General features: G+C 39.5%; 11 protein-coding genes. 7 read left to right on the top strand and 4 right to left on the bottom strand.

The window, feature by feature from the left end:
- The first annotated feature begins 34 nt into the window (after nucleotides 1-34).
- On the top strand, nucleotides 35-418 hold the full coding sequence (locus tag KIT27_05725) for a VOC family protein (protein ID MCW5589146.1): 384 nt from the start codon (nucleotides 35-37) through the stop codon (nucleotides 416-418).
- An 81-nt stretch (nucleotides 419-499) separates the two neighbouring features.
- On the opposite strand, the gene KIT27_05720 is transcribed toward KIT27_05725, so the two are convergent.
- Both KIT27_05720 and KIT27_05715 read right to left on the bottom strand, forming a co-directional pair.
- Nucleotides 500-1,657, bottom strand: coding sequence for a ribonucleotide-diphosphate reductase subunit beta (locus KIT27_05720; protein ID MCW5589145.1), 1,158 nt, complete (start codon nucleotides 1,655-1,657; stop codon nucleotides 500-502).
- A gap of 14 nt (nucleotides 1,658-1,671) precedes the next feature.
- Entirely contained in the window at nucleotides 1,672-4,542 is a 2,871-nt protein-coding gene (locus KIT27_05715; GenBank protein ID MCW5589144.1) for a ribonucleoside-diphosphate reductase subunit alpha, read from the bottom strand.
- Between the two features lie 685 nt (nucleotides 4,543-5,227).
- Between KIT27_05715 and KIT27_05710 the strand changes: the two genes are divergently transcribed.
- A complete protein-coding gene (locus KIT27_05710) occupies nucleotides 5,228-6,355 on the top strand; it encodes an ATP-binding protein (protein MCW5589143.1) in 1,128 nt (375 codons plus the stop codon).
- 405 nt (nucleotides 6,356-6,760) lie between these two features.
- Here the strand turns inward: KIT27_05710 and ettA are convergent, their stop codons facing one another.
- Complete coding sequence (ettA, locus tag KIT27_05705) at nucleotides 6,761-8,437, bottom strand: energy-dependent translational throttle protein EttA (protein MCW5589142.1); 1,677 nt, start codon at nucleotides 8,435-8,437, stop codon at nucleotides 6,761-6,763.
- 473 nt (nucleotides 8,438-8,910) lie between these two features.
- Between ettA and KIT27_05700 the strand changes: the two genes are divergently transcribed.
- From KIT27_05700 to KIT27_05680, 5 genes are read left to right on the top strand one after another with little or no spacing between them, the layout of a single operon-like run.
- On the top strand, nucleotides 8,911-10,170 hold the full coding sequence (locus KIT27_05700; protein MCW5589141.1) for a serine hydroxymethyltransferase: 1,260 nt from the start codon (nucleotides 8,911-8,913) through the stop codon (nucleotides 10,168-10,170).
- 7 nt (nucleotides 10,171-10,177) lie between these two features.
- Entirely contained in the window at nucleotides 10,178-10,654 is a 477-nt protein-coding gene (gene nrdR / locus KIT27_05695; protein ID MCW5589140.1) for a transcriptional regulator NrdR, read from the top strand.
- Complete coding sequence (gene nusB, locus KIT27_05690) at nucleotides 10,623-11,096, top strand: transcription antitermination factor NusB (GenBank protein MCW5589139.1); 474 nt, start codon at nucleotides 10,623-10,625, stop codon at nucleotides 11,094-11,096. The genes nrdR and nusB overlap by 32 nt, the downstream gene beginning before the upstream one ends.
- Nucleotides 11,089-12,045, top strand: coding sequence for a thiamine-phosphate kinase (thiL, locus tag KIT27_05685; GenBank protein MCW5589138.1), 957 nt, complete (start codon nucleotides 11,089-11,091; stop codon nucleotides 12,043-12,045). The genes nusB and thiL overlap by 8 nt, the downstream gene beginning before the upstream one ends.
- Nucleotides 12,042-12,524, top strand: coding sequence for a phosphatidylglycerophosphatase A (locus KIT27_05680; protein ID MCW5589137.1), 483 nt, complete (start codon nucleotides 12,042-12,044; stop codon nucleotides 12,522-12,524). The genes thiL and KIT27_05680 overlap by 4 nt, the downstream gene beginning before the upstream one ends.
- Here KIT27_05680 and KIT27_05675 read toward each other — a convergent pair.
- The gene (locus KIT27_05675; protein ID MCW5589136.1) at nucleotides 12,521-14,059 is read right to left on the bottom strand and encodes a DHA2 family efflux MFS transporter permease subunit; all 1,539 of its coding nucleotides are present in this window, start codon (nucleotides 14,057-14,059) and stop codon (nucleotides 12,521-12,523) included. The genes KIT27_05680 and KIT27_05675 overlap by 4 nt on opposite strands.
- Nucleotide 14,060: the final 1 nt, after the last annotated feature.

The following is a 14,060-nucleotide window of genomic DNA, read 5'->3' as shown; positions in this document are numbered from 1 at the left end:
TATATTGAATATGTTTTGTAAATTGGAGCTAAAAATGATTACCTCTTTAAAATCCTGTAAACCTAATCTGCAGTTAATTTATGTCACCGATATTCCTCGTTCAACTGCATTTTATCGCAAGCTTTTTAACACAGATCCCGTATTTTCAAGTCCACGTTATGTAGCATTTGCAGCCGGTGGCGATGCATTGTTTGCTCTTTGGAGTGGCGGCGATACACCCGATAGCACCATACCGCGATTTGCAGAAATCGGTATTATGTTATCGTCGAATGACGAAGTCGATGCGCTTTATCAGGAATGGCAAAAAAATCCAGAGATTAATATTGTGCAAAAACCGTATACTGAAGTGTTTGGCCGCACCTTTTTAGTAAAAGATCCGGATGGTCACGTGATTCGGGTGTGTCCATTAGATAAATAAAAATGTCCATTTTTATTTAAGTGAAAAATAAATAATGATTTACTAGGGCTTAGCAAAAACTAAGCCCTAACATGAGTAAAATTAATTTTCATCATCCCAAGATAACGTGCCACCCGTTTGATATTCAGTGACGCGGGTTTCAAAAAAGTTTTTCTCCTTTTTTAAATCGAGCATTTCACTCATCCAGGGAAATGGATTGGTAACGCCCGCATATTGGGAAGCAAGTCCTAATTGATTGAAACGTCGATTAGCAATAAATTGCAAATATTCTTTGAACATATTGGCATTTAATCCTAAAATTCCACGTGGCATCGTATCAACAGCATATTGATATTCTAATTCCACGGCTTCTTTTATCATGGTAATAATTTCATGCTGAAATTTAATTGACCATAAATGCGGATTTTCAATTTTAATTTGGTTAATAACATCAATGCCAAAATTCATGTGCATGGATTCATCGCGTAAAATATACTGAAATTGTTCCGCAGTTCCGGTCATTTTATTGCGACGTCCCATGGATAAAATTTGGGTGAATCCCACATAGAAAAATATGCCCTCAAATATCACATAAAATGCAATTAAATCGCGTAATAAACGTTGATCACTTTCTGTCGTACCGGTTCTAAACGCAGGATTGCCCAAAGTACGTGTGTAGGGAATTGCCCATTGTGCTTTTTTAGCAACCGCCGGAATTTCTCGATACATGTTAAAGACTTCTGCTTCATCTAAGCCTAAACTTTCAATCACATATTGATAAGCATGCGTGTGAAGTGCTTCTTCAAACGCTTGCCGTAATAAATATTGGCGGCATTCAGGGTTCGTGATATGGCGATAAACGGCTAAGACTAAATTATTGGCTACCAAAGAATCGGCAGTAGAAAAAAATCCTAGGCTGCGTTTAATAATCATGCGCTCATCTTCGGTTAAACCATTAGGATCTTTCCACAGCGCAATATCGGCAGCCATATTAATTTCTTGTGGCATCCAATGATTAGCACAGGCCGCTAAATATTTTTCCCATGCCCAATGATATTTAAAGGGTACTAATTGATTTAAATCGGCACGACAATTAATAATGCGTTTATCATCGACAATAATGCGGGCTGCACCTATTTTTAAATTTTCTAATCCGGTGCTACCACTGCCACTGCTGCCATCGTCTTCTTCTTCTTTAACAACAATATTGGCGTTTTTAATATTGGTCGTTTTGGCTTCGGCTATTTCTAAAACACTCATCTAGTCACTCCTTTTTATTGACAGGCTTCACAGTCCGGATCGGTAATCGAGCAGGCTTTAACGGTTATGGTATTGGCTACGGCATTTAACGTATTATCTTGTATAGTAGATTTTTCTGCATTTGTAGCACCCAGAGAACGCAAATAATACGTGGTTTTTAAGCCGCGGATCCAGGCTAAGCGATATAACGCATCGAGTTTTTTGCCGGAAGGTTCCGCCATATATAAATTTAATGATTGTGCTTGGTCGATCCATTTTTGTCGGCGCGATGCCGCTTCGACTAACCAGGTAGGATCAATTTCAAACGCAGTCGCATACAAAGTTTTTAATTCTAAAGGAATGCGATCAATTTTCTCAACACTGCCATCAAAATATTTTAAATCATTTACCATTACTGCATCCCATAAATTCAACGCTTTTAAATCATTGACTAAGTAAGGATTAATGACAGTAAATTCGCCGGACAAGTTCGATTTTACAAATAAATTTTGATAAGTCGGTTCAATCGATTGCGTGACCCCGCAAATATTCGAAATCGTTGCGGTGGGGGCAATTGCCATCACATTAGAATTGCGCATGCCGACTGTGCGAACTTGCATGCGTAAACTTGCCCAATCAAATGTTGAAGTGGTATCTTGATCTAAATAATCCCCGCGAGTTTGTTGCAATAATTTAATGGAATCAAGGGGTAAAATACCTTGCGACCATAGTGAATTTTCAAAACTGGCATAGGTGCCGCGTTCACGCGCTAAATCGCTAGAAGCTTTGATGGCGTAATAACTAATGGCTTCCATTGAATAATCGGCAAATTCAACAGCCGCGTCACTAGCATAAGAGATTTTTTGTTGATACAGCGCATCTTGAAAGCCCATGATGCCTAAACCAATCGGGCGATGTTTTAAATTCGAACGACGTGCTTGTGCTACCGTATAATAATTAATATCAATCACATTATCTAACATGCGCACGGCGGTAGTAATGGTTTTTTCTAATTTGGCTAAGTTCAAACCGTCTTCATCTAAATGATTGGCTAAATTTAAACTGCCTAAATTGCACACCGCGATTTCCTCACTGGAAGTGTTTAAAGTAATTTCAGTGCAAAGATTAGAGCTATGAACAACGCCGACATGTTGTTGCGGTGAGCGAATATTACAAGGATCTTTAAAGGTTAGCCAGGGATGACCTGTTTCAAATAACATCGATAACATTTTTCGCCACAAATTAACCGCTTTTATTTTTCTGACATTTTTAATTTCACCACGCGCGGCTTTTTCTTCATACTGCTGATACAATTTTTCAAATGCTAGGCCAAAGGTATCGTGTAAATCGGGAGTTTCATCGGGTGAGAATAAAGTCCAATCTTGATTGTTATAAACGCGCTTCATGAATAAATCGGGGATCCAATTGGCCGTATTCATATCATGCGTGCGACGACGGTCGTCACCAGTATTTTTACGTAACTCTAAAAAATCTTCGATATCAATGTGCCACGTTTCTAAATAACCACAAATAGCGCCTTTGCGTTTACCACCTTGATTAACCGCAACAGCACTGGCATTCACCACATTCATAAACGGAATAACGCCTTGGGATTTTCCATTCGTGCCTTTTATTTTTGCCCCCATCGCACGCACAGGAGTCCAATCGTTACCTAAACCACCTGCGAATTTCGATAATAAAGCATTATCTTTAATCGCAGAATAAATTCCGTCTAAATCATCCGGTATGGTGGTTAAAAAACAACTGGATAATTGTGGACGCAATGTTCCTGAATTAAATAATGCTGGCGTAGAACTCATAAAATCGAATGAAGAAAGTAATTGATAAAATTCAATAGCACGTTTGGTTTTATGTTCTTCGTTAATGGCAAGTCCCATCGCCACCCGCATAAAAAATGCTTGTGGTAATTCAAAGCGCTGATCGTGGCTGTGAATAAAATACCGATCGTAGAGTGTTTGCAATCCTAAATAAGTAAATTGTAAATCCCGCTCTGGGAGGAGGGCTTGTGAAATTTGTTCTAAATCAAAGAGCGTTTGTAATTTCGGATCGATTAATTCTAATTCGATCCCTTTTTGTAAATACGTTAAAAAATAATGGGCATAACTATTTTTCATTTCATGAAATGTAGCTTCGTTGCCTAGCCCTAAAAATTGTAAGGCTTCACTGCGCAATAAATTTAATAATAAACGCGCACTGACATAAGTGTAATTGGGTTCAAGCTCGATATGGGTACGCGCGGCTAACACTAACGCTTTACTAACTTCGTGATGTGGCACACCATCAAATAAGGTTTGCAAAGTTTCTTGCAATAATAATTCCGGGTTAACGGAATCAATCTGTTCGCAGGCTTCTGTAAGAATAGTACGAAGACGTTGTTTATCGAGTGGGATTTTGCCGCCGTTGGGGAGCATCACAAAGATGCTACCCCCTGCGCTCCCCACATCATCATCTTCCCCAAGATCCGCGTGTTTTGCTTCACGCAGTTTACGGCGTTCTTCGCGATAGAGCACATAAGCTCTAGCCACTTTATGATGGCCTGATCGCATTAAAGTTAATTCGACTTGGTCTTGAATATCTTCTATATGAATGGTGCCACCGCCAATCAGGCGGCGGTGAAACGCTTGGCTAATCTGTTCGGTTAACGTGGCGACAACTTCGTGTACGCGGGCGGAAGCGGCCGCTGTTCCACCTTCAGTGGCTAAAAAAGCTTTGGTCATGGCAACTTGGATTTTGCAATCATCATAATGGGTGATTTTTCCATTACGTCGGATCACACGAATGATGCCAGGTTGATTGGTGTTTAAGGCAATTTGACTCGTGGTATGAGTGCTTAATTCGCTTAACGAAATAGGATTTTCTACCGTAACTTCGCTTTCCAAGTGCATGTTTTTGCTCCATTGTTCGTGAGTGGTTAAGTGGTTTTGGTCTTCATCACAACAAAACGCCGTCAGAGCACAAAGACGATGACGATAGAAAACTGGAAGCCGACGACGTTTTGTTGTGATGCCACTGTGATGATGGGTAACCTCCTTGTACCCCTATATATGGGTGTCATTTTCAATATGTGACACAAGATAATGCGTTTTTTAAAAAAGTGCAAGTTGAAAACCTGGGAATTATCTGTGGATAAAATGTGTTTTTCTTGGTAATAAATAGTCAAATACAGAAGTTCTTTGTTTTACAAAAGCTTAGCCAGGGTTCTTAAGAATACTTACCAAGAGTTGAACGCGTTATTTACGCGATATCTTAACTAGGAAATAGCCGATCTCTGTGAAGACAGGTGATGCGACTGTTAATCCGTTTACCGCATGAATGGATGATGTGCCTATCTATTGGGGTTTTATTTATCCTAAATTTCTTATCTTAACCGCGCTTCAACCAATAAATTACTAGCAAAAACCTCAGGCGTTAAACTCTAGGGTTTAAAATAATCTGAGAAGTAATAATCTGAATTTAGATTATCCTAAATGCGATAATCCAGAATAAGATAATCCAGAATAAGATAATCTAATTCTTGATTATCCAATTCTGGATTATTATACTTAACTAACTATTAGCAAATGAGCAACGATGATGATTAAGCCCAGACGTTATTTTCCTTTAGGTAAAGCTTATGGCGAGGCCTTTTGCAATCGCAGCCAAGAATTGAAGGAGTTAATCAGTAATATTGAAAATGGGAAACACACCTTTCTTGCCGCTCCTAGACGGTATGGAAAAAGCAGCTTATGTGAAAAAGCATTAATTGTATCAGAGCTGCCATTTAGCAAAATTGACTTACATGTTGCGACGACAGAAAAAGAACTCGAGCGTTGTATAGTAAAAGGTATTATTGATTTAATCGGTTCTACTATCAGCGTGATCGATAAAGCAATACAAAATTTAAAACATACATTTAAAAATTTAAAGCCTAAACTTTCTTTAGAAAAAAGCGGATTTAAAATAGAGTTTGAAGTTGAAAACGAAGCCTCTACTCCCGAAGTATTGCGCGAAATTATTATCGTGCTTGATAAATTGCTGATCACTAAAAATAAACACGCCATTTTATTAATCGATGAATTTCAGCGAGTCATGGAAATTGCACCCAATATGGGTGTAGAGGGAGGCATTCGCAGTGCTGCCCAAGAAACGCAAAATCTGGCTATTATTTTTTCGGGTAGCAACCGGCATATGATTGAAAGTATTTTTCAAGATGAAGGGCGGCCTCTTTATAAACTATGTCGAAAAATTAAATTAAACCGTATCGCCGAAGAGCACTATAATATCCATTTAAATAAAATTGCCAAATTAATGTGGAAAAGCTCATTGCCAGAGTCAACTTTTTTCAAAATAATGGAGCTTACCGAACGTCACCCCTATTATGTTAATTATCTTTGTGATTATTTATGGATGGAACATGTTAATTTGCCTAATGAGAAAAATGTCGAAGCAGTTTGGGAAAAAATTGTTGATGAAGAACGTAGTGATTTGTTAAAAGACTATTTTAATTTACCTGAAAATCCGAAAAAATTATTAAAATTTTTAGCGCTTCATCCCGATGAAAATATTTACAGTTTAGATGCTTCCATGAAAATGTCGATGCCCACTACCTCGGTCAGTAATGCGCTGAGAAAATTATTGGATGACGATATGATTGAAGCCATTCCTAACAAAAAATTTCGCGTGATTAATCCGGCGTATAAATTGTTGTTAAGAGGATAACTTTCGAGCGGGAAGAGTACACCCAGTAATCTGCTCATTACAGAATGTTATTATTTTTATGGATTTTTAGTATTATTTTATCAACCTGATTGTCGAATTGAATGATTCTTATTATTTTTTTCGTTAGCGATGTTTGGCGAGGAGATTGTTGTTATTGTTATCCTCAGTTTTCTTGTTTTGGGTTCTGTTGTTTTTTTACATCTCACTAACGTTTAATTCAATCGCTTTTCAGATTAACAGTCCCTGTAACAAGCAAATTACCTGAGTACGGTTCAAATTATATCCAGTTATTCTTAAGAAAGTATGACATACAAAAAGAAATACAGAAAAAGTTAACCCGGGGAGCAATGCGGCCCCAGGCTCTAAGCCCGCGCGCAGGCTAGCATTATCTTCAGTATTTGCCGTTTAATGCGCAGGAATGTTGATATACCGTTTACGTTTGGGTTGCAACGCCGCTTCACCTAAGCGTTTTACCCGATCGGCTTCATACTCAGTATAAGTGCCGGTCCACCACGTGATAGTGCCGTCATCTTCAAAGGCCAAAATATGCGTGCAAATACGATCTAAAAACCAACGATCGTGCGAAATAATAAAGGCGCTACCAGGAAACGTGAGCAAGGCTTCTTCTAGCGCGCGCAGCGTTTCAACGTCTAAATCATTGGTGGGCTCGTCTAATAATAAAACGTTGCCTGCACTTTTTAATAATTTTGCTAAATGCACGCGATTACGTTCACCGCCCGATAAATCGCCAACCCGTTTTTGTTGATCGCCACCTTTAAAATTAAATTTGCCCACATAAGAACGCGATTGCGTTTCATAATTACCAATGCGCATAATATCTTGTTTATCAGAAATTTCTTCCCACACGGTATTTTTAGGGTTAAGCGCATCACGCTGTTGATCCACATACGCTAATTTTACCGTATCACCAATGCGAATGGAGCCATTATCAGGTTTTTCCTGGTCGACAATTAAGCGAAATAACGTGGTTTTTCCCGCACCATTTGCCCCAATAATTCCAACAATGGCGCCAGGCGGTACGCTAAACGATAAATTTTCCATTAACAGCTGATCGCCAAAGGATTTGCTAATACCATTGAATTCAATCACCACATCACCCAAACGTGGGCCTGGTGGAATATATAAAGATTGTGTTTCATTGCGTTTTTGAAAATCTTGACTGTTTAATTCTTCGAACCGTTGTAAGCGCGCTTTATTTTTACTGTGACGGCCTTTCGGATTACTTCTTACCCATTCCAATTCTTTTTCAATGGTTTTTAAACGGGCGTCTTGTTGTTTTTCTTCTTGTTGCAAACGTTGTTCTTTTTGAATGAGCCAAGAAGAATAATTGCCTTCGAAGGGAATGCCATGTCCTCGGTCGAGTTCTAAAATCCAACCCGCGACATTATCTAGAAAATAACGATCGTGGGTTACCGCAATAACAGTGCCTGGAAAATCATGCAAATAGCGTTCAAGCCAACCCACACTTTCGGCATCTAAATGGTTAGTGGGTTCATCGAGCAATAACATATCGGGATTGGATAATAATAAACGGCATAAGGCGACGCGACGTTTTTGTCCGCCGGATAAATTTTTGATGAGCATATCCCAAGCAGGTAAGCGCAAGGCATCGGCAGCAATTTCTAATTTGCGCTCTAATTCCCAGCCATTGATGGCATCAATTTCATTTTGCAAACGACCTTGTTCTTCCAATAAATCATTCATTTCTTGATCATCTAAGGGTTCAGCAAAACGCATACTAATTTCATTAAAGCGTTTCAACAATGCCATGCTCTCTGCCACACCTTCTTCCACACTAGCACGCACGGTTTTTTCGGGATCTAATTCGGGTTCTTGCGCAAGATATCCTACTCGAATATCTTTTTGTAATTGAAAATCCCCTTCAATGGCTTTATCAATTCCACTCATGATGCGTAATAAGGTGGATTTTCCTGATCCATTTAAACCTAATACACCAATTTTGGCGCCATGAAAAAAAGATAAAGAAATATCTTTTAAAATCACTTTACCACCAGGAACCACTTTACCCACGCGATGCATGCTACAAATATACTGTGCCATAATCTCTTTCCAATCTTAAAAATGCGTTAGAAGGTACCTTATATCAACTCAATTCACAAGCCCGAAGTAATATTTTGTTAAGAATAGTCCGTTATACTTTAATGCGCTATTGCAAAATAGCCAGATAGCATAGGAGCTCACAATCAGGATGATGCTCGGACGCAAAAAGTAAACTTATTCCGCTAAGGATTTATTGTCGTGAATAATGTTGCTTGAGGTGGGTTCATCAACGTGGTGGTTTCCGATCTCTCCAACCCACATTGATGAATAGAAAAGGATTTCTTTCCACCCAATTAGAGCGTGTTGTTCAAGATTGCACGCGCGCAAGCCTAGCAACTTAAATAAAGTCGCACTGCAAAAATCAATGGGATACATAATTCTGTTATAGAATTGTTAAGACAGCCTATAAAACATCTCGTTTTTACTCGGTTCAAAAGGTATAATTTCTTCTTTTTTCGCATGAGATATTCACAATGTGGAATCGAACAAGTTCTATTGCCGATTTTGATCCAGAATTATGGTCTGCCATCCAACAAGAAGAGCAACGTCAAGAACAACACATTGAGTTAATTGCTTCAGAAAATCATGTGAGCCCTCGCGTCTTGCAATTACAGGGCAGTGTTCTCACCAATAAATATGCCGAAGGTTATCCCGCAAAACGCTATTATGGTGGCTGCGAGTTTGTAGATATTGCCGAACAACTCGCGATTGATCGCGTTAAAAAATTATTTAATGCAGATTATGCCAATGTTCAACCGCACTCCGGTTCGCAAGCGAATGCGGCGGTTTATCTCGCCTTGCTCAATCCAGGCGATACTATTTTAGGTCAAGCGCTTAGTGATGGTGGACATTTAACCCATGGTTCACCGGTTAATTTTTCAGGAAAACTGTATCATGCCGTGCAATACGGTGTGGATCCGCAGACGGGATTAATTAACTACGACGAGGTAGAAGAACTGGCCATCCATCATAAACCCAAAATGATCATGACCGGTTTTTCGGCTTATTCACGAATTCTCGACTGGCAACGTTTTCGTCGCATTGCGGATAAGGTGAATGCGTATTTAGTAGCGGATATCGCCCACGTGGCAGGTTTAATTGCGGCGGGTGAATACCCCAATCCTTTCCCACACGCCGATGTGGTCACTACTACTACGCACAAAACGTTACGCGGTCCTCGTGGCGGCGTGATTTTAGCCAAAGCCCATCCTGAGCTTGAAAAAAAATTAAATTCAGCCGTTTTTCCAGGTATTCAAGGTGGTCCACTTATGCATGTGATTGCTGCCAAAGCAGTAGCGTTTCAAGAAGCGTTACAAGACAATTTTAAAGATTACGCACGTCAAATTATTGCCAATGCCCGCGCCATGGTGGAAGTAATTCTTCAACGTGGTTATAAAATTGTATCGGGAGGCACGGATAATCATTTATTCTTAATTAATTTGATGGATCGTGAAATCACCGGCAAAGACGCTGAAGCTGCATTAGGACAAGCGCACATTACGGTAAATAAAAACACCGTGCCGAACGATCCGCGTTCACCGTTTGTGACCAGTGGTTTGCGCATAGGTACGCCGGCTATTACCACACGTGGTTTTAGTGTTAAAGAATGCCAAACAATTGCAGGCTTAATCTGCGATATCTTAGATAATCCTCACGATCACGCTATTATTGCGCAGGTAAAAGAAAAGGTATTCGCATTATGTCGACAATTTCCCGTTTATCAACTTGGATGAAATCATTATGTATTGTCCATTTTGTCATTATGCAGAAACTAAAGTCATCGACTCGCGCTTAGTCAGTGAAGGGAACCAAGTACGCAGACGTCGTGAATGTTTAAAATGTTGTGAACGTTACACGACTTATGAATCTGCCGAATTGGTCATGCCACGGATCGTCAAACGCGATGGGCGACGTAAACCGTTTGACGAAGAAAATTTACGAGTAGGAATGATGCGTGCGTTAGAAAAACGGCCGGTGTCCGTTGAAGCGTTAGAAGAAACAATTAGTCGCATCAAACATCGTTTACGTGCCACCGGAGAACGTGAAATTAGTTCACAATTACTCGGTGAATGGGTGATGGAAGAATTACGTAAATTAGACGAAGTCGCTTATGTGCGTTTTGCCTCGGTTTATCGTAGCTTTCAAGATTTAAACGCATTTCGCGAAGAAATTAAAAGATTAGAAAATGAACCAACCAAACTTACCGAAAAAATTTAATCCTCATGCCCGTCATAATGCCCGCCATTATGCGGTGCAAGCGCTTTACCAATGGCATTTCGTGCAAACGCCATTTGCTGAGCTTTATGCACAATTTGCCAGTCGTTTCGATTTAAAAAAAGTCGATGCGCATTATTTTCATCAATTAATCCAGCATTGCCTGGAAAAATCACATGAATTTGACGAATTAATTAAACCCCATTTAAGTCGTGCCTTAGACGAAATCGATCCCGTTGAACTGGCGATTTTGCGATTAAGTTGTTACGAATTACGCGATTGCCTAGAAATTCCGTATCGTGTGGTGATTAATGAAGCCTTAGAATTAACCAAATGTTTTGGCGCCACCGATGGCTTTAAATTTGTGAATGGCGTTCTCGATAAATTAGCACTGGCCTTACGATCAATTGAAGTGAATGCCGGACGTAAATTTCGTGATGAATGAGTTTGATCTGATCCAACAGTACTTTGCTCAATTGGGAGTAAAAAATTCGCAAGTCGATGTAGGAATAGGGGATGACTGCGCCGTAATGCAGTTAGCGCCTGATGAGCAATTAGTTTTTTCAGTTGATACCATTAATCAACACAGTCATTTTCCGTCACAGGCCAAACCTGCCGATATTGGTTATCGCGCGTTGGCCGTTGCCCTCAGTGATTTAGCTGCCATGGGAGCCACACCGAAATGGGTGGGGCTGTCGATGTGTTTTCCAGAATTTAATCCAGATTGGTTAAGTCAATTTTGTAGTGGGTTTAATGAATTATTATTACAACACCAATGTCAATTAATTGGTGGCGATACCACTCAAGGCCCGCTCAGTATTTGTGTGCAAGTGTTTGGAGCTGTACCCAAAGGTTTAGCGTTATTGCGTCGGGGTGCTCGCGTAGGAGATTGGGTATGTGTATCTGGATTTTTAGGATCAGCGGCATTAGGTTTAGATTTTGCATTACAAACCTGCAATGACAAAATTCAAGATAATATATTTTTAAAAAAATATTATCGTCCCAATCCCCGCATTCAATTAGGACTGGACTTACGTCATCTAGCAACCAGTTGCACAGATATTTCCGATGGTTTGTGTATCGATTTGGAAAATATTTTGCAAGCCAGTCGAGTGGGTGCAAAAATTAATATCGAGAAATTGCCGATACATCCTGAATTATTCGATTATTACCGTGAAGATCGGGTATATGAATTAGCCTTAACTCATGGCGATGATTATGAATTATGTTTTACCATACCTAAGCATTTATATGCTGATTTAGTCGAACTGACGCAACAAAAAATTACCATTATCGGTGAAATTATTGCTGATCAAGAATTAACATTATTGCACCATCAAAAAAGTATTCAGCTTAATTATTCCGGTTTTCAACATTTTACGAGATCATCATGAAATATCATAGTGCCCCTTCATCCATTTGGAAAAATCCTTGGGAATTCTTAGCCTTTGGACTCGGCAGTGGTGCAATGCCGATTGCTCCTGGTACTTTTGGTACCTTAATTGCTATTCCTTTTTATTTTTTATTGAGTCTATTGCCATTAATTTATTACAGTATTTTTATGGTGGCAGCTTTTGGCTTTGGTTGCTGGCTGTGTGAGAAAGTGAGCCAAAGACTTGGCGTGCACGATCATAGCGGCATTGTTTTTGATGAAATGGTCGGACTATGGCTAACTCTCATCGCTGTCCCACCGCATTGGGTGTGGATTGGAATAGGATTTATATTATTTCGTTTTTTCGATATCTTAAAACCCTGGCCAATTTCCTATTGCGATAAAAATATCAAAGGCGGATTAGGGATCATGCTCGACGATGGATTAGCCGCGATTCCCGCTGCCGCGATCTTGCAGTTAATTATGTGGATTTTTAACTAATGCACCGCCATACCACTTTTAAATACGGCTTTTTTCAAGGTTAACGCAAAAGGTAAGATGATGCTAAACGAGAGAGTAGTGAAGAAAAAGGCATCGAGAAATGCGTTCATTTGCGATTGTTGTCCCACGATTTGGCCTAACAATGAAAGGGTATGAGGATCGTTAAGATGAAATCCGGTTTTATTCATCCACTGAATGAAATTATAATTATCAGGTTGTAGGTGTTGACCCAAGGTGTGCCAATTCAGTTGAGTTTCGCGAGTAATAATCGTGCTTAAAATAGAAATCCCAATCGAGCTTCCTAAACTTCTACCAAAACTAAATAAACCGGTGGCCACTGGAATTAATTCTTCAGGTAAGGTATAAGAAGATAACGCCGAAATGGGCACAAAGAAAAAACCCATACCAATGCCTTGCAAGATCATGGTTAATAAAATATAAGATTGACTCACATCTAATGAAAATCGACACATTAACCAAGAACCTAGCGCAGAAAAAGCAATGCCGAGGCTAATGAAAATTCGCACATCATATTTTGCCATGAGTTTGCCGGCAATGATCATGCAAACGGCACTCGCCAAACCACGAGGTGCCATAATTAAGCCCGTGGTAATAATCGGATAATTTAATAAGCGTTCAAGCATTAAGGGTTGAATCGAAATAATACCAAAAATACAAATACAAAAAATTGCTAGCATGATGGTACTAACAGTAAAATTCCAATCTTTAAAGACTTGTAAATTAACAATGCTATCTTTTTTAGTGAGGCCGCGAATAATAAATAAAGTAATACCACCTACCGCACAAATCAATAAAAAAATAATTTCTTTCGATTCAAACCAGCCTTGAGAATTGCCTTTATCTAAAAATATTTGCAAAGAACCGACCCCAAGTGCCATCACTAATAGACCATACCAATCGAGTTTAATATTTTTGTGTGGTGAGTCGGTAATTACGCGTAAGGCAATGACTAATGAAATCATACACACTGGAAAATTAATATAAAATACCCAACGCCAATTGAGAATTTCGGTGATATACGCACCAATGGTGGGGCCTAGCACGGGTGCGGCCATGATACCTGTTCCCCAAATTGCCATAGCCATGCCTTGTTCATGTTTGGGAAAAGTGTCGCGCAAAATATATTGCGATAAAGGTATCAGCGAAGCACCAAAAATGCCTTGGATTGTGCGGAATAATACAATTTGAATTAAATTCATCGATAAACCACAGAGCATCGATGAAATTAAAAAACCAGACATGCTAGTAATTAATAAGCGTCTACGGCCGTATTTATCGACTAAAAAACCGGTTAATACCATCACAATCGCGGACGATACGATATAGGAAGTGAGTACCCAAGTGATTTGATCGGTATCGGCACCGAGTGATCCCATCATTTGTGGCAAAGACACATTGACGATGGTCATGTCGAGCACTTCAATAATAGCAGCTAACATTACCGCAATGATGACAAGCCAACGATGCTCATATAATTTTTTTTCGCTAGACACTGGTGGGGTGTTATTTTCCATT

Source organism: Legionellales bacterium (assembly GCA_026125385.1).
In the GTDB taxonomy this organism is placed as follows: Bacteria; Pseudomonadota; Gammaproteobacteria; order JAHCLG01; family JAHCLG01; genus JAHCLG01.
The sequence above is the reverse complement of the archived record's forward strand: the minus strand, read 5'-3'. Positions and strand labels throughout refer to the sequence as shown.